We start from the raw sequence: 21,702 nt of genomic DNA on the forward strand, positions 1-21,702 counted from the left end.
AATTTGGGTGAAATTCGGGATGCACAATGCGTGCACCAAGCGTGCACTACCCGTGCACCGCCCAGACACAGCATCGGAACCGGCGAACCGGGGGAAAAGATGTGCCTTAGTCAAGCGCCCATCCTTTCGGTTTGAACAGCGGATCGGCATAGTGGCCGATCTCCATCTCGATGCCATGTGCCAACTGCGAGCCATCGAGCTGCGCGGGCGAGGGGTGGCGATATACCGCGTCGTTGCCGTCGATGGTCTGCGCGCTCTTGTCCTTGACCGCGCCCAAACGCTCGGCCAGGCGGATCGAGTCCAGGTTCTTGGGGTCGATGTAGCTGACGGCGCCGTCCCATCCGAGCTGGCTGTAGAAATAGCGGCGCGCGGCATCGACGGCCTCAAGCGCATAACCCTTACCAGCGGCATCGGGCCAGATCACCCAGGCCAGTTCCTGCTCGGGCCATTTTGCGGGCTTCCAGCCGCCGGCCATGCCATAGGTCTCATCCGTGGCTTTGTCGTGGATCATCCACATGCCGTAACCACGGATCTGCCAGTGGCCGATTTCGGCGGCATAGAGCATCCACGATTCATATGCATTCAGTGGCCCGCCCATGAAACGGGCACGGTAGCTGGTGAAGGTCGCCTTGAAGTCCGGGTAATCATCCGGTTCCGGGCCGCGCAGGATCAGGCGTTTGGTTTCCAAGGTGGGGATCGAAACGGTCATTGATCGCCTCCAACCTTGGGGTGACGCCAGACCTGGCATTGCTTGCCCAGCAGTTCGCCGTCACGTTCGAATGTGGCGCCAAGACGGGTTGCGAGCGTCATGGAGCGGTCGTTGGCGTGGGCGATGTAGCTCATAACGCCATCCAGGCCCTGGTGGCGGGCGGCAAAGTCGCGGGCGGCATGAGCAGCCTCGAAGGCGTAGCCCTTGCCCTCGGCCTCTTCCATCACGGTCCAACCCAGTTCGGGTTCGTCCCAGCCGGGGGCAAAGATCATGCCGGTCCAGCCGACAAAAGTGTCTGTTGCCTTGTCGGTCAGGTGCCACAGACCAAAGCCGTTCAGCGTCCAGTGGCCCAGACGTTTCACCAGCGATTCCCAGCTTTCGGCCGCGGTCTTGGGCCCGCCGACCATGTGGCTGCGCGCGGTTTCGAAAAACGCGGTCATGCGCGGCAGGTCGTCTGCGTGGGGGGCACGCAGGATCAGACGCTGTGTTTCGATGGTTGGGATGTCGAGGTCGAGCGCGGTCATGCGTAGGCCTCCATCCCGCCTGCGGCGAGGTCTTGCGGCGACGGGTGACGCCAGATTTCCAATGCGCCGTGACGCTCGTGCTCGTAGATGCCCTCGTGTGTCGCGCCCATGCGTTTGGCGACATTGCGCGAGCCGTGGTTTTCCGGGGCAACAAGGCTGATCGCGGTTGTCCAACCCAGCGTGTCATAGGCGTATTCGCGCGACGCCAGTGCAGCCTCGGTCGCGTATCCTTTGCCTTCGAACCCGTTCATCAGGTCCCAACCCAATTCGGGTTCGGGCCAGCCGTGGGGGAACCAGGGGCCGATGATGCCGGCAAGCTCGCCCGTTTCGGTTTCTTCGACCGCCCACCGGCCAAAGCCGCGCAGTTGCCAGTGGCCAAGCTCGGTGGCCAGCGCGCGCCAGCTTTGTTCAGCCGTCATCGGGCCGCCCACAAATTTCGACCGCTCGGACGCAAAGAACGCCGTAAAGCTCGCGAAATCGCGGGCTTCCATCGGGCGCAGCGTCAGGCGCGGGGTCGATATGGTGGGGATCTGGATCACGTTATTTCTTTTTGCCGAAACCGCTGAGGCCCGAGGGCAAGCCCATGCCGCCGCCCAGACCGGGCAGGCCGCCGGGCATTCCACCCTTGCCGCCCATGGCCTTGGCCGCGGCTTCGAGCGCTTTGGGGTCCATGCCTTGGGCCATCTGTTCAGGGCTGGGGCCGCCTTTGCCGAACATGCCTTTCATGGCCTGTTTCAGCATGCCGCCTTTGCCCATCTTGCCCATCTTCTTCATCATGTCCGACATCTGCCGGTGCATTTTGAGCAGCTTGTTGAGGTCGGAAACCTCCATCCCGGCACCCGCCGCGATCCGCTTTTTGCGCGAGGCTTGCAGCAGGGCGGGGTTGGCGCGCTCTTTCTTGGTCATGGACTGGATCAGGGCGACCTGGCGTTTGATGATCTTGTCGTCAAAGCCTGCTTCTTCGACCTGTTTGGCCATTTTGCCCATGCCGGGCATCATGCCCATCATGCCCTGCATGCCGCCCATCTGCTGCATCTGTTCGAGCTGCATTTTCAGGTCATTCATGTTGAAATGACCCTTCATCATGCGCTTCATCATCTTTTCGGCCTGCTCGGCCTCGATGGTTTCTTGCGCCTTTTCGACCAGCGCCACGATGTCGCCCATGCCCAGGATGCGACCCGCGATCCGGTCGGGCTCGAACGTTTCGAGCGCGTCCATCTTTTCGCCAAGACCCACAAAACGGATCGGCTTGCCGGTGACCGCGCGCATCGACAGCGCCGCACCGCCGCGGCCGTCGCCGTCCATTCGGGTCAGGACCACGCCTGAGATGCCGATCTTGGCGTCGAACTCTTCTGCGACCTCAACCGCGACCTGACCGGTCAGGCCGTCGACCACCAAAAGCGTTTCGCGCGGGGAGACGACGTCGCGGACGTCCTCGACCTCTTTCATCAGCACTTCGTCGATCTGCAAACGACCAGCGGTGTCCAGCATGTAGACGTCATAGCCACCCAGAGCGGCCTGCTGTTTGGCGCGTTTGGCGATGTCGACGGGGGTCTGGCCGGGCACGATGGGCAGGGTGTCGACGCCGATCTGGGCGCCCAGCACCTTGAGCTGGTCCATCGCCGCAGGACGGTAGACGTCAAGCGAGGCCATGAGGACCTTTTTGCCCTCTTTGTCTTTCAGGCGTTTGGCGAGCTTACCGGTGGTGGTGGTCTTACCACCGCCCTGCAGGCCAACCATCAGGATCGGCGCGGGCGGGTTGTCGATCTTGAGCTTGCCGGGGTCTTCTTCGCCGCGCAGGGTATCGACGAGCGCGTCGTGCACGATCTTGACGACCTGCTGACCGGGGGTGATCGATTTGGTGACCGCCTGACCGGTGGCCTGATCCTGCACCTTCTTGATGAAGGTGCGAGCGACGGGGAGGGAAACGTCTGCCTCAAGCAGGGCAACGCGCACCTCGCGCAGGGCGGTTTTGACGTCTTCCTCGGACAGGGCGCCCTGTTTGGTGAGGCGATCAAAGACCCCAGAGAGGCGTTCGGATAGATTTTCAAACATAACGCGTCGTGGCTCCTTTGCCGGTTCATGCAGGTGCCCCCAATCTAGGGAGCGGCGGGGTCGTTTCCAATTGTGCCGATGTGGCGCAATGCGGATCGGGGCGAGCCATACAAGATTACCCCCACGGGCGTAACACGCTGGTGGGGGGCGATCCCTGAACGACTCAAGGGACCGGAAGGGGTAAAGCTTCCGGATGTTGCGCGGGAATTATGCCGGATGGGGCGTGAAGTCAAGTAGCACAGGCGGATGCGGAGGGGTTTGGGGGGCGCTGCCCCAGTCGCTGCGCGACTCCGCCGTCGTATTTTCAACAAGAAGGAGCATGGGGCGAGGCGCTTGCAGTCTGTGGTTGATTTTCCTAGGTCTTGGTGAGGCAAGAAGTGAGGATGTCGTGCGGGTTTTGGTTGCAGTTTTGGTAATGGCGCTGGTTGGGCAGGTGGCATACGCGTCGGACAGGGCGGCGTTGATCGCGCAGATCGAGGCGGGCGGTCAGAATGAGCACGAAGATCGACGCCATGCGGTTGAGGTCGATGAATGTCAACTTACAACCTATTTCTGGAAGAAGGTTGAGGGCGAGGGTTGGGTGCTCTGGACCTCGTTCAAAATTCCGATGCTGTTGGTGGATCTGGCCGAATCCAAGACCAAGGATGGATTTCGACACTTTTTTGCGGCCGATGGCGAGATGCCGGTTGCGGTCATCAATCTGAAGGCCAAGGAGGGGACAGATTTTGCTCATGAAAAGTCCGTCTTGCGTAAGCCAAAGGGGGAGTTCGTTTCCTCGCAAAGAAATGGTGGGGACACTCATTTTATTGAGCGGCAGACGGACGTGATCATAATGCATGTTGGACCGGGAGTGATCGAAAAAGCCGAGATGTTCACCAAGGCTTACATCCGCTACGTGCAGGAGTATTGCAGCTTTATCGGATGACAGGCCGCGCCGGGAAGGTAGCTTGAACCGCTCTGGCGGAAAGCATACTGGTTGGGATGATAAGTCTGGGGGCGATCCATGGGCAAGATGGAAGCAAAGCGTGAGGCCAAGCGGCGCGCCATTTTGGCGGCGGCGCGAGATGAGTTCCTGTCTGTCGGATTCGAGGCCGCCAACATGGACCGTATCGCGGCGGCGGCTGAGGTCACCAAGCAGACGGTCTATCGCTACTTCCCGTCCAAGATCGACCTGTTTGAGGCCACGATCCGTTATATCGGGCAATCGAGTGGCGCGGATTTCACACATCATCTAGAGGGGCCGGACCCCAAGGCGGCCCTGGTTCAGTTTGCCCAGGGGTTCGTGCGCTGGCATCTGGAGGAGGAGTCTTTGTGCGTGTTCCGCCTGTTGATTGCGGAAAGTGCAAGGTCGCCCGAGATCGTTCGCACCTTTTTCTCGGTCGCGCCGGATGAGACCAACGCGGCTTTGGCTACATTCTTCGCGCAACGGTTGGGCGTGACCGAGCCTGAGGCGCACGTGCGCCTTTTGACCTCTATTCTTTTGGCGCATCGCGATGACGCCCTGTTGGGGCGGGGGCGGCCGGACGATCATGAGATTGCCCGGCATGCCGAGATGGCGGTACGCATTGTACTGGCTGATTTGGGCGTCCGCTCAACCAGTTGAGGGTTCTAACTGTCAGCTTTGGCCAAGTGCAACGTGTATGCCGCGATGGTGATCAGGATGACTGCCCCGCCTGCAAGGCTGGCAACTGCGGGCACTTCGGTAAAAAAGATATAGGCCCAGATCGGTGCCAGAACGGTTTCCAGCATCAGGGTCATCGAAACCTCGGTCGCGGTGGCATAGCGCGTGGCAACCATGGACAGGACCCGGCCAAAGGGGGCGGTGAGCAGTCCCATGGCGCCCATGATCAGCCATGTATCTGTGCTGAACTGCGACGGTTCGGTGACAAAGAACATGGTTGCGGCGAGCAGGAAGCCACCGGTCCCGACTGCGCCCATGCGGCTGACGTCCGGGAATTTGCGCAACAGCGTCATCATCAGGGCAAGGCAGGACACCGCAAAAACGGCCAGCAGGTCCCCAACCCAGTTGCCGGACCCGGTGGAGCCTGAGACGACGATGGCGATACCGGCGATGACGCCTGCGATGGCCAGCAAGGTCTGCCTTGACGCAACTTCGCGCAGGAACACCCAGCTGAAGATCGCGGCAATGGCCGGTGTGGCGCTGAGGATCAGGAAGGTGTTGGCGATCGAGGTGTTCTTGATGGCAAAGACCAGCCCGCTTGCGCTGCCCAACATCAACAGGCCCGCACCCAGAAGCGGCCAGCCACTGTGGCGCAGAACCTGGATGACGCCGCGCTTGTCGCTGAGCTGAATAACCGTCGCCATCGAGATCGCGGTGAACAGACCGAACAGGAACGAGGTTTCAAGTTCGTCCACGCCGGAAAACCGGATGAAGACGGGATCAAGGCTCATAAGGGCGGCGCCGATCAGGGCGATGCCAATGCCCTTGAGGCGGAGGGTGTGCGGGGTGTTGGTGTGAGAGGTGTCGGTCATGGGGTGTGTCTTTCAGTGATGGCAGTGAATCGATTTTCATACTTTCCGGTGTGATTTCAGTTTTGATCGGATGAGTCAAGAAAATCATACCTATTAGTATGATTTGAAGGCATTGCGTTTTACAGGCTGCGTGGTAGGCGGAGGCACGTTTGAAAACTGGCACGGAGCTTCGCCATGGACGCCTCATCCGCTTATCAGGACACCCTTCCGCTCAGCTCGGACGCGCTTCTTCGGCAGCTGGACGATTGGGGGCTGGGCTATCGGCTGCACTCTCACGTGCCGCTGCGCACGGTCGAGGATGCGATGTCGGTTGAGGATCAGTTCGCGGTGGCCGGAGAGACGGTGCTGCGGGTCAAGAACCTGTACCTGCGGGACCGCAAAAAGCGGAACTATCTGGTGACGCTGGAACAGAACCGCGAGATTGATCTGAAAGCGCTGGGCGCAGAGCTGGGCGTGGGCAACCTGTCGTTTGGGTCCGCAGACCGGTTGCTGCAGAACCTTGGCATCCGTCCGGGTGCGGTCAGCCCGTTGGCGATGATCAACGGGGTCGAAAACGGGGTGACGTTTTTCATGGATGCCGCCGCACAAGAGGCGGATGTGATCAACATGCACCCGCTGGTGAACGACCGCACCGTGGTCATGGCGCGGACGGATGTCATGGCGTTCTTTGAGCGGATCGAGTGTGAGGTGAACTGGATCTGATTGCGGATTGCGCACCGCGGGTATGGGTGCCTGCATGCATCAACGTTCAGGCTGCGATGGTGCGAACTGGAAGGCGTCGAAAGCCAGGCGCGAACGGGGTGCCTTAATTGGATAAACCGGCTTTGTGCAGGCCCGCCGCGAGGTGTTCAAAATCATCTGGTTGCCGCCACATGGTCTGATATCCCCGCGCGAGGTTGGAGACGGTTTCTTCGTCCACTTTGATATTTCGACTCAAGAGTTCGTCGCGGCGTTCGGCAATGAATTCAACGAGGGCTGCTTCGGCTTCGGTCTGACGACCGAGCTTTGCGTAAGACGCCGCCACGAAAGCGGTCGCCAGCGAATTGAGCCGGGCCTCTCCCATCAACAAACCCAGTGCGGCTTCGAAGTCTCCGCAGAAGAATTCTATCTGCCCCATGATCCAAGCGATGGCCGGGGGGTGCAGGGGGTCCAGTTTCATCGCCTCTGACACAATGTCACGCGCCTTTTGGTGCTGCCCCAGCAAGAGAAAGGCGTACCCGCACCAGGCCATGGATTCGGCTTCGTTTTCGATCAGGGACAGCGTTTTTTCAAACTGCGCCTCGGCCTCGTGCCACAGACCCGCGCACAAGTAAGCAAAGCCGAGCTGGTCCTGGATATAGACATCCCGGTTGTCCAGTGCCGCGCCTTTGCGAGCAATGTGCAAGACATGGCCGGTTGCTTCGGAGTCCGCCAATCCCAGCCAAAGATCAATGACATAGGTGTCTGACAGGTACATGAACGATCGAGCGATCGACGGGTCGAGCGCAATCGCGCGTTCCAGAAGCGCCCGGGCCTTTGCCGTATCACGCGCATTCAGGCCGTCGCGAAGGGCTTTGCCCTTCAGCATCAGTTCGTGCGCCCTCATCTCGTCGTCGGGTTTTTGCGCTGAACGGTCCGCGACATCGTGCTGGACGCGTCCGGGCAGGACGGCCACGATGCTTCGCGTCACGTCGTCCTGAACCTCGAGAACGTCCTCCAGCTCTCGGTCGTACCGATCCGACCACAATTGTGACCCCGAATTCGCGTCGACAAGTTGTACCGAAACCCTGACCCGGCTGCCCGCTTTGCGTACACTCCCTTCGATCAGGTAATCCGCGCCCAGAGCCGCGGCGATTTCGGCCGAGTCGGCGTTCTGGTCCCGGAACCGGAACGAGGCGTTTCTTGAGACCAGCTGTAGCGTGCGAAAACGCGACAGGCCTGTGATGATGTCTTCTGCTATGCCGTCGGTGAAGAAAAGCTGTTCCGGATCATCGCTCATGTTGTGAAATGGCAAGACGGCGATTGTGGGTTTGAATTTCTCGACTGGTTTGGGCTGTTGGCTGTTTTTGGTCGTCACCCCGCCAAACCGCCAAGCCTGTACGGGATCGGTGACGTTTTTGACCGTTAGTGTCCCGGCGTCTTCCCAGGAAACTGGTAGCCGATTGCGGGCAGCGCGATACACCGCATCAGACACAAGTACCCCACCCGGCGGAGCGAGTTTTTCCAGACGTGACGCCAGATTGACGCCTGCGCCAAAGACATCCCCGTCACGCAGAATGATGTCGCCAAGATTGACGCCGATGCGAAAGCGCATTGGATCTGACCCGTCAGATGGTTTCTTTTGCCATTCAAACGCGCAGGTTACGGCATCTGTGGCGCTTTCAAAGCGGGCCAAAAGACCATCGCCAAGCAGTTTAATGACCTTGCCGTGGTTTCGCTCGACAAGTGGAATGGCAAACTCGGTCATGTAGACCGAAAGACCTTCGAACGTGCTGGCTTCGTCCCGCTCCATTCGAGCGGTATAGCCGACCATATCGGCGACGAGAATTGCGGCCAGCTTTCGCTCCAAGGTTTTCCTCCTGTTTCCTGAATAGCTTTCGAGGAACGAAACGACCAAGAGAATTTTGAGCGCTCAATCTGGTTGCTGGCAATCAGGTTCAGCGGGATCGCACGCATAAACAGTTGCGCCCCCGCAGGTCAGGGCGGCGGCGCATTGTTTTTTGGGGCGCTGATTTGGTGCCGGTTCGGGCGAAAGAGGCGACGGATCGGTGCCTGAAGTTCAGATTAGGCCGCCAGCTTGGCCACCGCATCGCGGGCGGCTTGCAGGGCGGTTTCGGGGTCGGTGGACATGCCCTCGGCGGCGACGAATTCCACTTCAGTCAGGCCGATGAAGCCCATGATCTGGCGGATGTAGCCCGACAGGTGATCAACCGGCGAACCCAGCGGCACGCCGCCTGTGGCCACGGCCACGATGACGCGTTTACCGCTCAGCAGGCCTTTGGGGCCTTCGGCGGTGTATTGGAACGTCAGACCGGCACGGGCGATCAGATCGACCCAAACCTTGAAGCTGGCCGGGGCGCCGAAATTGTACATGGGCAGGCCGATGACGATGGTGTCGGCATCCTTGATCTCGGCCACCAATTGATCGGACAGTGACAGCAGCTCTTGCTGCTCGGCGTTGCGCGCGTCGGCGGGGGTGAAGTTGGCGTTGACCCAGTCCTCGGTGATCAGGGGCAGCGGCGTGGCCAGGTCACGGCGGATGATGCGGGCAGGTGCGATCTGTTTGACGATCTGGTCGGTCAGTTCGCGGGTGGCCGAGCCCTGGCGGCGGGCCGATGTGTCGATGTGCAGAACAGTGGAGGTCATGAGCGTTTGTCCTTGAAGGCGGTTGCGGGAACTGTTCCATTGGACATAGACGTTGCAAATTCGAACGCAATTGCCATAGTTGAACAAGTTTTGTTTGTTTTTGCACATTGGTGGGCAGTGTCAGCGGAGGTGTCATGGACAATTGGGATGAGGTGCGCACAGCGTTTCAAGTGGCCCGGATGGGGACTGTCAGTGGTGCGGCCGAAGTGTTGGGCGTACACCATGCGACCGTGATCCGTCATATCGACTCGATCGAGGCGCGTTTGGGGATCAAGCTGTTTCAGCGTCATGCCCGTGGCTATACGCCGACCGAGGCCGGATCGGACCTGCTGCGGGTGGCGCAGGCGACCGAGGATCAGTTCAATCAACTGGTCGGGCGGCTCAAGGGGCAAGGTGACGATGTCTCGGGCGAGTTGGTGGTGACCTCGTTGGCCGCTGTGGGGCCTTTGTTGGTGCCAGAGCTGGCGGCGTTTCAGGAAATGCATCCGGAATTGGTGGTGCGCTATTTGACCGGGGATCGGGTGTTCCGTCTGGAATACGGCGAGGCGCATGTTGCCATCCGTGCCGGTGCGGCACCGGATCAGCCCGATAATGTGGTGCAGCCGTTTGTGTCTGACACCATGGGGCTTTATGCCAGCAGATCGTATGTCGAGCGCCATGGGTTGCCGTCCGGGGTCGATGATTTTGACGGGCATGTTTTTGTTGGGCACGACAGCGAAAGCAGCCGCGCGCCGTTCTACCGGTGGCTGCGCAACCAGGTGTCCGAGGATCAGATTACCTTTCGCTGCACAGATATCTTTTCAGGTCATGCCGCCATTCGGGCGGGCGCGGGGATCGGCTTTATGTCGCGTTGGGTTGCAGCACAGCACCCCGACCTGGTGCAGGTGGCAGATCCGATGCCCGAGTGGTCGGGCAAGCTGTGGCTTGTGACGCATGTGGATTTGCATCGCACCACCAAGGTGCAGGCGTTCCTGAAGTTCCTCAAAGAGCGATCCAAGTCGTGGGAAATCTGACACTGCCCCTGCGGGGGCATCTGGCGATGCTGTGTTTCTCGGCTCTGGTCGCGGGGAGCTTTTCGCTGGGCGGCTTGGTTGCCAACGAGATTGCGCCAACGGCCCTGAACGCGGTGCGCTTTGTGATCGCAGCGGTGGTGATCGGGGTGGCGGCCCTGGCCACAACCGGCATTCCACGCAGCGCCGCGCAGGCGCCCTGGCGGTATCTGGTGCTGGGCGGGCTTTTTGCTACCTATTTCGTGCTGATGTTCGAGGGGCTCAAGACTGCACCACCGGTGAGTGCGGCGGCGGTGTTCACCCTGACACCGGTGATGGCGGCAGTGGCAGGTTGGGTGCTGCTGAGGCAGGTGACGACGCCCTGGATGGCGCTGGCTTTGGCCGTGGGGGGCGCTGGGGCGCTGTGGGTGATTTTTCGCGCCGATCTGACGGCATTGCGCGCGTTTGAGATCGGCCAGGGCGAGGTGATCTATTTCTGGGGCTGTGCCGCACATGCGATTTACACGCCGATGGTGCGCAAGCTGAACCGGGGAGAGCCTGCGGTGGTCTTTACCTTTGGGATGTTGCTGGCGGGCGGCGTGTTGTTGTGGATTTACGGATGGGATGACATTCGGGCTACCGATTGGGCGGCATTGCGGCCTCTGGTCTGGATCACGATCTTCTACGTGGCGATTTTTGCCAGTGCCGCGACTTTTGTTCTGCTGCAATTTGCGACGCTGCACCTGCCCGCGGCAAAGGTCATGGCCTATACCTATCTGACGCCCAGTTGGGTCATCGTATGGGAGATCGCGCTGGGCCATGGCGCGCCCACCGGTCTGGTCCTGGGCGGGGTGGCGTTGACAGTTGTGGCGTTGTGGATGTTGCTGGATGTGGGCAAAGCACCGGCGACGGTTGCGAAAGGGTCGGATGATGTGTGAAACGCCTTTGGTCCGAGTGGCCCGGTCGGACGAGGGATCGGTTGTGGCGCGGCTGATTGCGGCGCTGTTGTCCGAGCTGGATGGGGCGCCGGTTGATCCTGTTGCTGTTGGCAAGAGTGCCGAAACGGTGCTGGCGCTGCCTTCGGTGACGGCATTTTTGGCGTTTGTTGGGGATGAGGCCGTTGGTGTGCTGGTGCTCAACGAATGCGCGGCCATTTACGCAGGTGGCGTATTCGGCGAGATTTCCGAGCTGTATGTCGCGCCTGAGTGGCGTTCTGCCGGGGTGGCCCGGCTGCTGGTGCAGGTAGCACAGGGTTTTGGACAAGAGCGCGGCTGGAAACGGTTGGAGGTCGGCGCGCCGCCACAGCCCGGCTGGTCGCGGACCTTGGCGTTTTATCGGCGCGAAGGGTTCGAAGAGGTCGGGCCGCGGTTGCGGCGGGTTCTTTGAGTTCTGGCCGTGTGGTCCGGGATTTGATTGCTGTGTGAGTGTGCATTGACGGTCCTGGGGTATGAGTTGCACCCTTGCGCGCGGGCCATCGCGCGCGGAACCAGCCATTCCGAGACCTGCAGTGGACACCCGGTGACCGAAGGGCTGGCCTGTTGCCTTGAGGAGGAAACGGGCCTGCCAGCACCGTTTTATGCTGTGGAATGCCAGGCAGAGGTGCTGGGGGATTGGCTGGCGGGACGTTGCGACCCGTTTGCGACCTGATGCAGGCCTGACGTTCTGCGGTGACGCGCCTCGCGTCAGCGAGGCGCCCGGCCCAACGCCGTGAGGGCCCGGCAGGGCATGAAACGGGGGCGGGAGTGCTCCGATTCCTGTGGTTGCGGTTCGGTGTCGGCGGGGTGCTCCCGCCCGTCGTCAATTTTTCTGCCGTAAAACGTCCTCCCGTTGGGCCGGGCGCCGGGCTGCGCCCGGCGCGGTGGCGCCTGGGGCGAGCAGGGTGCGTCAGCGCAGGGCGGGGATGCGGGCGGGTCAGGTTGGGGGGGCATCCTGGTCGGAAAGCTCTTCTTCAAGAAACCGCTCAAACGCATCCAGGTTGACCGGTTCGAATTGACCGAACCCCTGCATCCAGACACTGGTCGCCCGCATCGCATCCGGCTCCAGTTTGCACCATTTCACGCGTCCGCGCTTTTCTTGGGCAATTAGTCCGGCGCGGGTCAGGATGGTCAGGTGTTTCGAGATGGCGGCCAGCGACATCTCGAAGGGTTCGGCCACATCCGTCACCGCCATGTCATCCTCGAGCAGCATCGACAGGATCGTGCGGCGGGTGGGATCGGCCAGGGCGGCAAAGACGGCATCAAGTTGGTCGCTCATGCCTTGGTCATAGCCTGAGAATTGCCGCCCGGAAAGGGTTCAGAGCATCGGATGGCGTGTCGTCTGCGACGGCCATTGCAACGTCAAGAGCTCGCGTTCAGTCGGCGAGAGCCCGGCATCGCGTGCCAACCTGTCGCTTGGCGGCATCGGGCACGAAGGTGCCTGCCGCATGGCAAAGGGCCACAGGGATACTGTGTGCCAAAAATTGATGGTTGGTTTTGCGGGGCGGATTGCGTCTATTGCGGTCATGGGGCACCTCTTGTCCTTACTGTATTACGGATATGGGCGTCTGATCGACGTTTCACAATTTCAATTGCTTGACATCTTATGTGCAAAAAACTCACAAATCAGGCATGAGCCGCCCCTTACCGCCCCTGAATGCCCTGCGCGCCTTTGAAGCTGCTGGTCGCCACGAGAACTTTAGCCGTGCCGCCGAAGAACTGAATGTCAGCCATTCGGCGATCAGTCGGCATGTGCGGGGGCTCGAGCACCGATTGGGCGTTGCCTTGTTTCGGGATCTGCCGCGCGGGTTGGAGCTGACGGCCGAGGGGCGCAACTACCTGTCGCGGGTGACTGTCGCGCTTGATCTGATCTCGGACGCAACCGAGGATCTGGGCGAGGCCCCTGAAGGCCGGATCACCGTCAGCAGCGAGCCGCTCTTCGCGCTCAAGGTGCTGATGCCGCGGTTGAAACGGTTTTATGCTGTCTTTCCGGATGTCGAGGTACATGTCGAGGCGACCAATGCGTTGGCGGATGTGGACCGCTATGAGGCGGACATTGCTTTGCGGTTCGCCTTTCGGGGTGTGCTGGACGCGCCGTCCGACCTGATCAGTGACACGCCGCTCCATGTCTATGCCGCGCCGGATCTGCGGCCCGAGGGGTGGCGCGATCCGCGCGAAGTGCTGCAATATCGCCGGTTCAAGGATCGCGGGGCGGGCATCTGGGATCGGTGGGGGCAGTTGGCGGGATTGGCGCCGGGCGAGGTGCCCGATCCGCGCAAACATCTGGAAACCGAGCTGGCGTTCGAGGCGGCGCTGCAAGGTCTGGGTGTCTATCTGGGGGCTGGGGACTGCGTCGCTGGGCATCTCGCCGCCGGACGGTTGATCCGCTGCTTTGACGTGGGGTTTCGCGATGGTGCCATGCGGCTTGTGCAAAGCACGAAAGCCCGCCGACACAAGGCCGCGCGCGCTTTTCGAGAATGGCTTCTGGAGGAGACGGCGGACCTGCGAGGATGGCCCTGTTCCGGTTATAATGCCTGACCCTAGGAGGCTCCCATCGGTAGGATTTGAGCATCGCTCCATTGCCTTGGAGACTGACCGTACATGCGTTTGAACTCTCTGCTGAATTGTGACGGGCTCACATAGCCGACGTCCATCGCTGCTTGATTGACCGTCATGCCGCCCGCGATCTTCATAGCGGCGTTGCTCAAGCGCATCGACTTCACGAACTGGATAGGAGTCATCGTCGTGGCCTGTTTGAACTTCCGATGAAAAACAGCCCGGCTCATGCCTGCTCGGCTTGCCATGTCATCAATCGAGGTCTGTACGTCCAAATTGGACGACACATGCGCGATAGAACGCGCGATGGCATTTCCTGCGCCAAAAGCCTGGCGGGCGAAGTAACCAGCCTCGCCTTTCAAAATGGCGTAGAGCAGTTCTCGCAAGCGCGCCTGCCCGAGGACGGCCTTATCGGTTTCGTTGGCGTCAAGTTGCAGCAGCCGCAGCAACGCTTCGGAAAATGCCACGTCCCACTTCGCCAGCTTGATTCCTTGTGCGCGCAGTTCACCCTTGGCCGAAGGCAGGGCGCTTTGGGCGTACGCCATTTCCAAAGTGATTTCGGTCATTACACGCTGATTTAGTGAAACAAGAACGCCGTAAAGCGGGTCTTTTGTTGTAGCGGACGGCGTGCCGGCCTTGACCGGTAACGACATTGGGCAACACAGATAGTGACGCTCGTCATAGAGGAATCTCTGCCCATCCAGAACCGCTTCCTTTGCACCACTGACAATGGCCACGACGCAGGGATCATATACGGCCGGGACGCAAGGAATGGCTTGCGTGGCTCGAAACAGACGCACGCCCTCTATGCCCGTTTCGGTTAATCCGTCCCGGTCGGTTTGGTCAGCGATTAGCTGTCTGATCCGATCCTTGCTCATATGAGCTTTGTAAGGGGGTGCGATGAACCTTCACAACCGCCTTGATACAATCAGGCAAGAAATCGCGACGATCTCGCCTATTTGATAGGGCCTGCGAGAGTTATCTGCATACTCAGATTGGGGCCACACGTCGCGCGGTTCCGACCCTGACGCAAAGATGGAGCACGACAATGCCGGACACCACATACGGGCCAAACGGTTGGACGCCAGATCGCCTTGGTGACCTCACTGGACAGACTTATCTTATCACCGGGGCCAATGCGGGCGCGGGGTTTCAGGCGGCGCGTACGCTGCTGAACAAGGGGGCGAAGGTGGTGATGCTGAACCGCTCGGTAGAGAAATCGCAAGCCGCCATTGCGGAGCTGAAGACTGAGTTTGGCGAGGAGACAGAGGTGAGTTTTGTTCACATGAACCTTGCGTCCTTTGCGAGCGTCCGCGCGGCATCATCGGAGGTGCTGAAAACCGTTCCACGGATCGATGTGCTTATCTGCAACGCCGCCATAGCGCAGGTGCCAACCCAGAAATTCACTGAAGACGGGCATGAAAGCATGCTCGGCACGAACCACTACGGCCACTTCCTGCTATGCGGTCTGCTTTTCGATCGGATCGAAGGGTCGCAGGGCCGGATCGTCGTCGTGAGCAGTCTTGGTTACAACATGGGCATCAAGACAATCCAGTTCGACGACATGAACTGGGACAAGAATTATCACCAGAACAAGACCTATTCACAAAGTAAGCTGGCGCAGATGATGTTTGCGTTTGAATTGCAGGATCGGATGGCGGCTGCGGGCAAAACTGACGTGGAGGTTTACGTCTGCCATCCTGGCTCTTCGCGAACATCCCTGATCTCCACCAGCGGCAATCTGATGACACGGATCCTGTTTGGCCTGATGTCTCTGTCGCCCATGGTGCAATCGGCAGAAAGAGGGTCGTGGCCCGAAGTCATGTGCGCCACTGAAAAAGGATTGGAGCAGCGAGCGCTCTATGGTCCAACTGGCCGAATGGAATTCGTTGGTCCAGTTGGCAGGGGGACTCTGCACCCACAAGCCTATGAAAAGGCAGTCATGGTCAGGCTTTGGGACCTGACCGAAACGGAAACAGGGTTCACGTGGGGTCTGTGAGCCGCCCCTAAAGCGGCGCAGCAGTAAGCAGTTACTCGCTGGTCTTGTTTGTGGGCGAGAAAATTGGAATGCCCGTTTGACGGGGGCGGTTATCCCCCTGTCGGTAAATGAGCGTCTGGGGCGACCAAATGGTGATGAGCCTGTGTCTGCAACTTGCGGACGCGGGGCAAACTTCGGTTGGATATGCGTTAATCAACCTTTTGGTTGAATATGGAAATCGGGTGAATTCAGGGGGTTTTGCGGTTGAAGGCCCACGCAGCAAGACTCTAGGGTGTGTTTTTTATAAAATAAAAACAACGCCTTAATGCGGTATTGGCTGCGGCATAACTGTCGTTGACTCTGAACCCCCTCGGCCTTAGCACCTACCCCAAGACAACGTGAGGGGTTCACCCGTGACCGAAGAAGACCAAAAGCAGCGCCTGTCGCAGCTGGAGGCGCGGATCGCGACGGTGAAAAAGGCGAACGAGCCGACCGAGCGTGTAGATCGGGGCTTTTCCCATGGCGAGCTTGCCTGGCGGATGGTCATCGAAATGACGGCCGGCATCGGGATCGGCTTTGGCATTGGGTACGGGTTGGATTACCTGTTCGGGACCATCCCGATATTCCTGGTGCTGTTTACACTGTTGGGCCTTGCCGCCGGCATCAAGACGATGATGCGCAGCGCGAAAGAGGTTCAGGACAAGGCATTGGCCGCCGAGCAAGACACCGGCGCCGAGAAGAACGAGAGGGATTAGATCGTGGCAAGCGATTCGACCGCAGAAGGCAGCAGCCTGGTTTTCCACCCGATGGATCAGTTCATCGTCAAACCCTTGTTTGGCGACGGCGCAGTTGGCATGTTCACCATCACCAACGTGACCCTGTGGCTGGCCCTGGCCATTGTGGCCGTGATTGCCCTGCTGGTTCTGCCGACGTCGAAGCGTGCCATTGTCCCCGGCCGCGGCCAGTCGATCGCGGAACTGACCTATGGCTTCATCTACAAGATGGTCGAGGACGTTTGCGGCAAGGACGGCCTGAAGTTCTTCCCCTACATCATGACGCTTTTCATGTTCATCGTCAGCGCCAACTTCCTTGGCCTTTTGCCGATGTCCTTCACCACGACGTCGCACTTTGCCGTAACCGCCGTGCTGGCTCTGGCCGTGTTCCTGACCGTGACCATTCTGGGTTTCGTCATCAACGGTGCCGGTTTCCTGGGCCTGTTCTGGGTGTCGAGCGCGCCGCTGGCATTGCGTCCCATCCTGGCCGTGATCGAGCTGATCTCGTACTTTGTGCGCCCCGTCAGCCACTCGATCCGTCTTGCTGGTAACGTTATGGCGGGTCACGCGGTGATCAAGGTGTTTGCTGGCTTTGCCGCAATCACCGTCATCTCTCCGGTCTCCGTTCTGGCGATCACGGCCATGTACGGCCTGGAAATCCTCGTGGCCTTTATCCAGGCTTACGTATTCACAATTCTGACCTGTGTGTATCTGAAGGATGCGCTGCATCCGTCGCACTAAGGTTCTGAACCCCTAAAATCGAAACTTCCAATCGTAAGGAGAATTCTCATGGAAGGCGATCTCGCACACATCGGCGCAGGCCTGGCAGCAATCGGTTCCGGCGCAGCCGCTATCGGTGTTGGTAACGTGGCTGGCAACTTCCTGGCCGGCGCTCTGCGCAACCCTTCGGCCGCCGCATCGCAAACCGCGACCCTGTTCATCGGTATCGCGTTCGCAGAAGCTCTGGGCATCTTCGCATTCCTGGTCGCTCTGCTGCTGATGTTTGCCGTCTAAGACCTTCGGGAACCGACATCCTTACGGTTGGGCAGTTCGACACGTTCGCGCTGCCCAATGTAAGCTAAGTTTCCAAGGAGACCGACATGGCAACTGAGACAACAGATTTCGTCAGCGCCTGCGTCGACTCGTACGGCAGCGCGGTCGGCATGCCCCAGCTCTGCGGAGAGTGGATGGGCAACCAGATCTTCTGGCTCGTCATTACGCTGGTCGTGATCTTTCTGATCCTGTCGCGTGTGGCTCTGCCGCGCATCGGTGCTATCCTGGCTGAACGTCAGGGCACCATCACAAACGACATTGCTGCCGCCGAGGACCTGAAAGCCAAAGCGGTTGAAGCGGAAGAAGCCTATAACAAGGCTCTGGCAGATGCCCGTGCGCAAGCACAGGCCATCGCAGCCGAGGCACGCGCCGAAATCCAGGCTGACCTGGATGTGGCCATCGCCAAGGCGGATGCCGAGATTGCCGCCAAGGCAGCTGAATCGGAAGCGGCAATTGCCGAGATCCGTGCCGGTGCTCTGGACAGCATTCAGGCCGTTGCCAAGGACACCGCAGGCGAGATCGTGACCGCACTGGGCGGTCAGGCGGATGAGGCTGGTATCGCAGGTGCGATCGACGCCCGGATGAAAGGATAAGAGCCATGCGTAACACTCTCGCCCTTATCCTGACAGCTGGCGTCGCAAGCCCCGCGCTTGCCGCAAGCGGTCCGTTCGTGTCGCTGGGCAACACCGACTTTGTGGTGACACTGGGCTTTCTGGTGTTCATCGGGGTGCTGTTCTACTTCAAGGTGCCCGGCATGATCGGCGGTGCGCTGGACAATCGCGCTCAGGGCATTCAGTCCGAGCTTGATGAAGCCCGCGCGCTGCGTGATGAAGCCCAAGCCCTGCTGGCCTCGTATGAGCGCAAGCAGAAAGAGGTGCAGGACCAGGCCGCTGCTATTGTGGCTGCTGCAAAAGAAGACGCCTCTCTGGCAGCAGAGCAGGCCAAGGCCGATCTGGAAGTATCGATTGCACGCCGTCTGGCCGCTGCGCAGGACCAGATTGCATCGGCTGAGGCCTCGGCTGTGAAAGAGGTCCGCGACCAGGCCATCACCATCGCCGTTTCGGCGGCAAACGAGGTGATCGCCAAGCAGATGACCGCAGCGCAAGGCAACAAGCTGATCGACGCGGCCATCGCCGAAGTGGACGCAAAGCTGCACTAAGCAGACCGCGCCTGAATGATTTGAAAGAACCCGGCCTTGAGGCCGGGTTTTTTTGTGGCTGCCGTTTGGGCAAGAAAGGGGGGGGGGCTCCCGCCCGTCGTCAATTTTTCTGGCGAAAAACCTCCTCCCGTTGGGCCGGGCCTCGCTGCGCTCGGCGTGTGGCGCGTGTGGCGAACCAGATGCCCCAAGCGAAACCGCGCCGGGCTTTGCCCGGCGCTCGGCCCAAGGCCGTTAGCGGGGCTGGCGCAGCCAGGATCGCTCGGGTGCGGGAGCGCCCCCGATTCTTTGATCCACATTGGGTGCGGGGTTAACCTTGCCCGGTTTCGTGTTCCAACCTTTGCCGGGCGATGGCTTCGTTGCGTTCGGCGATCTGCTGGTCGGACAGGCATTGTTTGACGAAATTCAGATGTGCCTCAACCGCGGCCCTGGCGCCGACGGGATCGCGGGCCTGCAGGGCGTCGTTGATGGCGCGGTGCTGGTCCAGGATTGAGGCGCGGGTGTGTTGTTGGTGAAACATGATGCGTCGGTTGTAGAAGACACCCGCGCGCAGCAGATCGAACATGGACCGCATCATGTGCAGCATCACGACGTTGTGGCTCGCCTCAAGGATGGCCATGTGGAACTCGGCGTCCAGCCGAGCTTCCTCGTCGGATCCCGGAGAGCCGTGGGCCACGACCATCTTGTCAAAGATCGCCTGAATCACCTTGAGGTCGCTGTCCGACCCCAGTCGCGCCGCACGTTCGGCCGCCAGACTTTCAATGTCGCGCCGGAACGAGAGGTAGTCGAACATCGCCTCGTCATGGGCGCCAAACAGCCGCGTGAGCGCGGGCGAAAAGGCGTTGCCCAGAACCTCGGCCACAAAAACGCCCGAGCCTGCCTTGGCGGTCAGCAGTCCTTGCTCCTGTAGCTCGGCAATGGCATCACGCAGCGAGGGGCGCGAGACGCCCAACCTGTCGGCCAGTTCGCGTTCCGATGGCAGACGTTCGCCCGGGCGCAGGATACCGCGCAGGATCAGCAGTTCAATCTGACGCACCACCGAGGTCGACAGTTTCTCGGGCTGGACTTTCTGAAAGGGCATGACCGGGGCCTTCGTTCAAATTGGTCAAAACATATGACCACGGCTGTAGCGTGGCTGCAAGCGGGGAAAGGTCAGAGAGGCTGACTGATCACAATTGATGTAACAAAGGTCAGCATGTTTGACTTAACCCAACGTCTGCCTAGGCTGGCCCGCAGTTTTGGAGGAGAGAGACAAATGAAGCTAGAGGAGATGTTCGCAACCCGCGCCGACCGGCTCAAGGCGTCGGAAATCCGCGAGTTGCTGAAACTGCTGGACCAGCCCGACATCATCTCGTTTGCGGGGGGCATTCCGGATCCGGCGTTGTTCCCGGCGCAGGCGTTTCAGGCCGCCTATGCACAGGCGCTGGATGCCGAGCATCAGGCCAAGGCGTTGCAGTATTCGGTGAGCGAAGGATATCTGCCGTTGCGGGAATGGCTGGCGGAGCACATGGCGGGCATTGGGGTGCCTTGTGATGTGGACAACATCCTCATCACATCCGGTTCGCAGCAGGCGTTGGATTACCTGGGCAAGCTGATGTTGTCGCCGGGGGACACGGCTCTGGTCAACTGGCCGACGTATCTGGGGGCCTTGGCGGCGTTCAACGCTTACGAGCCGCGATTTGATCGGCTGGATCTGGGCGTCAATCATGGTGTGTCCGACTATGCTGAGCGGGCCGAGGCTGCGGGCGGGCGGGTCAAGTTCGCCTACCTGTCGGCTGATTTCTCGAACCCAACGGGCGAGACGGTGGATGCGGCGGGGCGCGCGCGCCTGCTGGACATGGCCGAGACGCTGGATTGTGCGATCATCGAGGATGGAGCTTATCAGGCATTACGTTATGACGGCGAGGCGATCCAGCCGATCCTGGCGATGGAACTGGCTCAGAAGGGCGATCTGGAGGCGTGCCGGACGATCTATTGCGGGTCGTTCTCCAAGACCCTTTCGCCTGGGTTGCGCGTGGGCTGGATCGTGGCGGCCAAGCCTGTGATCGCGAAACTAGTGCTGATGAAACAGGCGGCGGATCTGCATTCGCCGACCATCAACCAGTTGGCCATCCATGGTGTGGCCGAAGCCTGTTTTGACCGGCATGTCAGCAACTTGCGTGCAGCCTACAGCGCGCGGCGGGATGCGATGCTGGCCGCCTTGGCCGATCATATGCCAGAAGGCGTCGAATGGACAAAGCCCGAAGGTGGCATGTTTGTCTGGATTACCCTGCCCAAGGGCATGGACGGGGCCGCGCTGCTGGACCGTGCGATCCGCGAGGAACGAGTGGCCTTTGTGCCCGGTGGAGCGTTCTTTGCCGATGGATCAGGCATCAACACGATCCGGTTGAGCTTTTCCAACTCAGGAGAGGCGGCGATTGTCGAAGGGGTGTCCAGATTGGGCGCGGTTCTGCGTCGGGCTCTGTCTGACTAAGGAATTGTTAACCATTCCTGCCGAGGGTGGCAGCATGATCCGGTTCCTTGCTTTTGCCACCCTTTGTCTGGCTGTCGCCTGCGCCCCGCCCGAGGCGGGGTTCACGGATGGTGAGCCGGTGCAAAAACTGAATGTCGGTGGCTATGCTGTTGAACTGCAGATCAATGATGATGTGGTCAAGGCGCGTCGTCGGGTGTCGGACCTGCACGACGCGGATGCCTATTACGTGGCGCTTGAGCAGATGATGGGAAAGCTGTCGGGTTGTCCCATTGCCAAGGTGTACCGCGTCAGCCGCTTTGTGACTTGGGGCGTCAAAGGCTGCAATCCGGCGCAGGCGCAGGCGTTCATTGCCGAGGCCGACAAGATCGTGGCCGGAGAGGCGCAGAAAAATGCCTCCAACTCGGGCAAGCCACAGTATGAATGTCACGAGTGGAACTCGACCTCATTCTCAAACGGGTCCGAGATTTGGACGAACATCACCTGTGAGCCTTATGGCGGCGATCCCAAGTTCAAGTACCCCTCTTTGGAGTGTGAGCAGGTCACGTGGATCACCGCGTCAGGAGACGGTCGAACGGATATGACTTGCGACCCACAGTAGCAATATCTTGTGGATAACACGGATCG

Annotated in this window: 26 protein-coding genes; 16 read left to right on the forward strand and 10 right to left on the reverse strand. The window is 60.2% G+C overall.

The genetic code is table 11. The annotated features are described in order from the left end of the window. Positions 1–106: 106 nt before the first annotated feature. From TRL7639_RS02830 to ffh, 4 genes are read right to left on the reverse strand one after another with little or no spacing between them, the layout of a single operon-like run. Positions 107–709, reverse strand: a complete 603-nt coding sequence (locus TRL7639_RS02830; protein WP_085794276.1) for a GNAT family N-acetyltransferase — start codon at positions 707–709, stop codon at positions 107–109. Next, on the reverse strand, positions 706–1,233 hold the full coding sequence (locus TRL7639_RS02835; RefSeq protein WP_085794277.1) for a GNAT family N-acetyltransferase: 528 nt from the start codon (positions 1,231–1,233) through the stop codon (positions 706–708). The genes TRL7639_RS02830 and TRL7639_RS02835 overlap by 4 nt, the downstream gene beginning before the upstream one ends. Beyond that, positions 1,230–1,772 carry a GNAT family N-acetyltransferase gene (locus TRL7639_RS02840; protein WP_085794278.1) on the reverse strand — a complete coding sequence of 181 codons (543 nt, stop codon included), beginning with the start codon at positions 1,770–1,772 and terminating at the stop codon, positions 1,230–1,232. The genes TRL7639_RS02835 and TRL7639_RS02840 overlap by 4 nt, the downstream gene beginning before the upstream one ends. Before the next feature lies 1 nt (position 1,773). Then, positions 1,774–3,288: a signal recognition particle protein gene (gene ffh / locus TRL7639_RS02845; protein ID WP_085794279.1), complete on the reverse strand. Its 1,515-nt coding sequence runs from the start codon at positions 3,286–3,288 to the stop codon at positions 1,774–1,776. 193 nt (positions 3,289–3,481) lie between these two features. Here ffh and TRL7639_RS02850 point away from each other — a divergent pair, with 193 nt between their 5' ends. Together TRL7639_RS02850 and TRL7639_RS02855 are read left to right on the forward strand one after the other, a co-directional pair. Then, the gene (locus TRL7639_RS02850) at positions 3,482–4,213 is read left to right on the forward strand and encodes a hypothetical protein (protein ID WP_133057598.1); all 732 of its coding nucleotides are present in this window, start codon (positions 3,482–3,484) and stop codon (positions 4,211–4,213) included. Between the two features lie 78 nt (positions 4,214–4,291). Next, a complete protein-coding gene (locus TRL7639_RS02855) occupies positions 4,292–4,891 on the forward strand; it encodes a TetR/AcrR family transcriptional regulator (RefSeq protein WP_085794281.1) in 600 nt (199 codons plus the stop codon). Positions 4,892–4,896: 5 nt separating this feature from the next. Here TRL7639_RS02855 and TRL7639_RS02860 read toward each other — a convergent pair whose 3' ends face one another. Further along, positions 4,897–5,781: a DMT family transporter gene (locus TRL7639_RS02860; protein WP_085794282.1), complete on the reverse strand. Its 885-nt coding sequence runs from the start codon at positions 5,779–5,781 to the stop codon at positions 4,897–4,899. Positions 5,782–5,955: 174 nt separating this feature from the next. On the opposite strand from TRL7639_RS02860, the gene TRL7639_RS02865 reads away from it, so the two are divergent. After that, positions 5,956–6,483 carry a prolyl-tRNA synthetase associated domain-containing protein gene (locus tag TRL7639_RS02865; RefSeq protein WP_085794283.1) on the forward strand — a complete coding sequence of 176 codons (528 nt, stop codon included), beginning with the start codon at positions 5,956–5,958 and terminating at the stop codon, positions 6,481–6,483. A 103-nt stretch (positions 6,484–6,586) separates the two neighbouring features. Here TRL7639_RS02865 and TRL7639_RS02870 read toward each other — a convergent pair whose 3' ends face one another. Together TRL7639_RS02870 and TRL7639_RS02875 are read right to left on the reverse strand one after the other, a co-directional pair. Continuing rightward, a complete protein-coding gene (locus tag TRL7639_RS02870) occupies positions 6,587–8,329 on the reverse strand; it encodes an adenylate/guanylate cyclase domain-containing protein (RefSeq protein WP_085794284.1) in 1,743 nt (580 codons plus the stop codon). Between the two features lie 215 nt (positions 8,330–8,544). Continuing rightward, complete coding sequence (locus TRL7639_RS02875) at positions 8,545–9,126, reverse strand: FMN-dependent NADH-azoreductase (protein ID WP_085796226.1); 582 nt, start codon at positions 9,124–9,126, stop codon at positions 8,545–8,547. 134 nt (positions 9,127–9,260) lie between these two features. Here TRL7639_RS02875 and TRL7639_RS02880 point away from each other — a divergent pair, with 134 nt between their 5' ends. From TRL7639_RS02880 to TRL7639_RS22865, 4 genes are read left to right on the forward strand one after another with little or no spacing between them, the layout of a single operon-like run. Then, positions 9,261–10,139 (forward strand): LysR family transcriptional regulator, encoded by an 879-nt coding sequence (locus tag TRL7639_RS02880; RefSeq protein ID WP_085796228.1) that lies wholly within the window; start codon positions 9,261–9,263, stop codon positions 10,137–10,139. After that, positions 10,136–11,053, forward strand: a complete 918-nt coding sequence (locus TRL7639_RS02885) for a DMT family transporter (RefSeq protein WP_110647135.1) — start codon at positions 10,136–10,138, stop codon at positions 11,051–11,053. The genes TRL7639_RS02880 and TRL7639_RS02885 overlap by 4 nt, the downstream gene beginning before the upstream one ends. Next, positions 11,046–11,501, forward strand: coding sequence for a GNAT family N-acetyltransferase (locus TRL7639_RS02890; protein ID WP_085794285.1), 456 nt, complete (start codon positions 11,046–11,048; stop codon positions 11,499–11,501). The genes TRL7639_RS02885 and TRL7639_RS02890 overlap by 8 nt, the downstream gene beginning before the upstream one ends. Before the next feature lie 45 nt (positions 11,502–11,546). Beyond that, positions 11,547–11,762: a hypothetical protein gene (locus TRL7639_RS22865; protein WP_133057599.1), complete on the forward strand. Its 216-nt coding sequence runs from the start codon at positions 11,547–11,549 to the stop codon at positions 11,760–11,762. A 264-nt stretch (positions 11,763–12,026) separates the two neighbouring features. Here TRL7639_RS22865 and TRL7639_RS02895 read toward each other — a convergent pair whose 3' ends face one another. After that, the gene (locus TRL7639_RS02895) at positions 12,027–12,368 is read right to left on the reverse strand and encodes an ArsR/SmtB family transcription factor (RefSeq protein WP_085794286.1); all 342 of its coding nucleotides are present in this window, start codon (positions 12,366–12,368) and stop codon (positions 12,027–12,029) included. Positions 12,369–12,721: 353 nt separating this feature from the next. Between TRL7639_RS02895 and TRL7639_RS02900 the strand changes: the two genes are divergently transcribed. After that, positions 12,722–13,627 carry a LysR substrate-binding domain-containing protein gene (locus TRL7639_RS02900; RefSeq protein WP_085794287.1) on the forward strand — a complete coding sequence of 302 codons (906 nt, stop codon included), beginning with the start codon at positions 12,722–12,724 and terminating at the stop codon, positions 13,625–13,627. Positions 13,628–13,629: 2 nt separating this feature from the next. Here the strand turns inward: TRL7639_RS02900 and TRL7639_RS02905 are convergent, their stop codons facing one another. Further along, the gene (locus TRL7639_RS02905; protein WP_085794288.1) at positions 13,630–14,523 is read right to left on the reverse strand and encodes an AraC family transcriptional regulator; all 894 of its coding nucleotides are present in this window, start codon (positions 14,521–14,523) and stop codon (positions 13,630–13,632) included. Positions 14,524–14,693: 170 nt separating this feature from the next. On the opposite strand from TRL7639_RS02905, the gene TRL7639_RS02910 reads away from it, so the two are divergent. From TRL7639_RS02910 to TRL7639_RS02935, 6 genes are all read left to right on the forward strand, one after another. Next, positions 14,694–15,644, forward strand: coding sequence for an SDR family oxidoreductase (locus tag TRL7639_RS02910; protein ID WP_085794289.1), 951 nt, complete (start codon positions 14,694–14,696; stop codon positions 15,642–15,644). Between the two features lie 392 nt (positions 15,645–16,036). Next, positions 16,037–16,378, forward strand: coding sequence for an AtpZ/AtpI family protein (locus TRL7639_RS02915; protein ID WP_085794290.1), 342 nt, complete (start codon positions 16,037–16,039; stop codon positions 16,376–16,378). A 3-nt stretch (positions 16,379–16,381) separates the two neighbouring features. Further along, positions 16,382–17,137, forward strand: coding sequence for a F0F1 ATP synthase subunit A (locus TRL7639_RS02920; RefSeq protein WP_085794291.1), 756 nt, complete (start codon positions 16,382–16,384; stop codon positions 17,135–17,137). A 48-nt stretch (positions 17,138–17,185) separates the two neighbouring features. Further along, complete coding sequence (locus TRL7639_RS02925; RefSeq protein ID WP_011048925.1) at positions 17,186–17,410, forward strand: F0F1 ATP synthase subunit C; 225 nt, start codon at positions 17,186–17,188, stop codon at positions 17,408–17,410. Positions 17,411–17,496: 86 nt separating this feature from the next. After that, the gene (locus tag TRL7639_RS02930; RefSeq protein WP_085794292.1) at positions 17,497–18,042 is read left to right on the forward strand and encodes a F0F1 ATP synthase subunit B'; all 546 of its coding nucleotides are present in this window, start codon (positions 17,497–17,499) and stop codon (positions 18,040–18,042) included. 5 nt (positions 18,043–18,047) lie between these two features. Next, positions 18,048–18,608: a F0F1 ATP synthase subunit B gene (locus TRL7639_RS02935; protein ID WP_085794293.1), complete on the forward strand. Its 561-nt coding sequence runs from the start codon at positions 18,048–18,050 to the stop codon at positions 18,606–18,608. Between the two features lie 307 nt (positions 18,609–18,915). On the opposite strand, the gene TRL7639_RS02940 is transcribed toward TRL7639_RS02935, so the two are convergent. Next, positions 18,916–19,686, reverse strand: coding sequence for a FadR/GntR family transcriptional regulator (locus tag TRL7639_RS02940; protein WP_085794294.1), 771 nt, complete (start codon positions 19,684–19,686; stop codon positions 18,916–18,918). Between the two features lie 174 nt (positions 19,687–19,860). Here TRL7639_RS02940 and TRL7639_RS02945 point away from each other — a divergent pair, with 174 nt between their 5' ends. Both TRL7639_RS02945 and TRL7639_RS02950 read left to right on the forward strand, forming a co-directional pair. After that, a complete protein-coding gene (locus TRL7639_RS02945; protein WP_085794295.1) occupies positions 19,861–21,078 on the forward strand; it encodes an aminotransferase-like domain-containing protein in 1,218 nt (405 codons plus the stop codon). Between the two features lie 34 nt (positions 21,079–21,112). Further along, on the forward strand, positions 21,113–21,676 hold the full coding sequence (locus tag TRL7639_RS02950; RefSeq protein ID WP_085794296.1) for a hypothetical protein: 564 nt from the start codon (positions 21,113–21,115) through the stop codon (positions 21,674–21,676). Positions 21,677–21,702: the final 26 nt, after the last annotated feature.

This window comes from Falsiruegeria litorea R37 (assembly GCF_900172225.1).
In the GTDB taxonomy this organism is placed as follows: domain Bacteria; phylum Pseudomonadota; class Alphaproteobacteria; order Rhodobacterales; family Rhodobacteraceae; genus Falsiruegeria; species Falsiruegeria litorea.

Bases quoted from the DNA above. Each gene is read 5' to 3' on its own strand.
- TRL7639_RS02940 (WP_085794294.1), bottom strand. From the start codon at position 19,686: ATGCCCTTTCAGAAAGTCCAGCCCGAGAAACTGTCGACCTCGGTGGTG.
- TRL7639_RS02950 (WP_085794296.1), top strand. From the start codon at position 21,113: ATGATCCGGTTCCTTGCTTTTGCCACCCTTTGTCTGGCTGTCGCCTGC.
- TRL7639_RS02850 (WP_133057598.1), top strand. From the start codon at position 3,482: ATGTTGCGCGGGAATTATGCCGGATGGGGCGTGAAGTCAAGTAGCACA.
- TRL7639_RS02895 (WP_085794286.1), bottom strand. From the start codon at position 12,368: ATGAGCGACCAACTTGATGCCGTCTTTGCCGCCCTGGCCGATCCCACC.
- TRL7639_RS02855 (WP_085794281.1), top strand. From the start codon at position 4,292: ATGGGCAAGATGGAAGCAAAGCGTGAGGCCAAGCGGCGCGCCATTTTG.
- TRL7639_RS02890 (WP_085794285.1), top strand. From the start codon at position 11,046: ATGTGTGAAACGCCTTTGGTCCGAGTGGCCCGGTCGGACGAGGGATCG.
- TRL7639_RS02935 (WP_085794293.1), top strand. From the start codon at position 18,048: ATGCGTAACACTCTCGCCCTTATCCTGACAGCTGGCGTCGCAAGCCCC.
- TRL7639_RS02830 (WP_085794276.1), bottom strand. From the start codon at position 709: ATGACCGTTTCGATCCCCACCTTGGAAACCAAACGCCTGATCCTGCGC.
- TRL7639_RS02905 (WP_085794288.1), bottom strand. From the start codon at position 14,523: ATGAGCAAGGATCGGATCAGACAGCTAATCGCTGACCAAACCGACCGG.
- TRL7639_RS02930 (WP_085794292.1), top strand. From the start codon at position 17,497: ATGGCAACTGAGACAACAGATTTCGTCAGCGCCTGCGTCGACTCGTAC.
- TRL7639_RS02910 (WP_085794289.1), top strand. From the start codon at position 14,694: ATGCCGGACACCACATACGGGCCAAACGGTTGGACGCCAGATCGCCTT.
- ffh (WP_085794279.1), bottom strand. From the start codon at position 3,288: ATGTTTGAAAATCTATCCGAACGCCTCTCTGGGGTCTTTGATCGCCTC.
- TRL7639_RS02925 (WP_011048925.1), top strand. From the start codon at position 17,186: ATGGAAGGCGATCTCGCACACATCGGCGCAGGCCTGGCAGCAATCGGT.
- TRL7639_RS02865 (WP_085794283.1), top strand. From the start codon at position 5,956: ATGGACGCCTCATCCGCTTATCAGGACACCCTTCCGCTCAGCTCGGAC.
- TRL7639_RS02875 (WP_085796226.1), bottom strand. From the start codon at position 9,126: ATGACCTCCACTGTTCTGCACATCGACACATCGGCCCGCCGCCAGGGC.
- TRL7639_RS02835 (WP_085794277.1), bottom strand. From the start codon at position 1,233: ATGACCGCGCTCGACCTCGACATCCCAACCATCGAAACACAGCGTCTG.
- TRL7639_RS02860 (WP_085794282.1), bottom strand. From the start codon at position 5,781: ATGACCGACACCTCTCACACCAACACCCCGCACACCCTCCGCCTCAAG.
- TRL7639_RS02945 (WP_085794295.1), top strand. From the start codon at position 19,861: ATGAAGCTAGAGGAGATGTTCGCAACCCGCGCCGACCGGCTCAAGGCG.
- TRL7639_RS02900 (WP_085794287.1), top strand. From the start codon at position 12,722: ATGAGCCGCCCCTTACCGCCCCTGAATGCCCTGCGCGCCTTTGAAGCT.
- TRL7639_RS02880 (WP_085796228.1), top strand. From the start codon at position 9,261: ATGGACAATTGGGATGAGGTGCGCACAGCGTTTCAAGTGGCCCGGATG.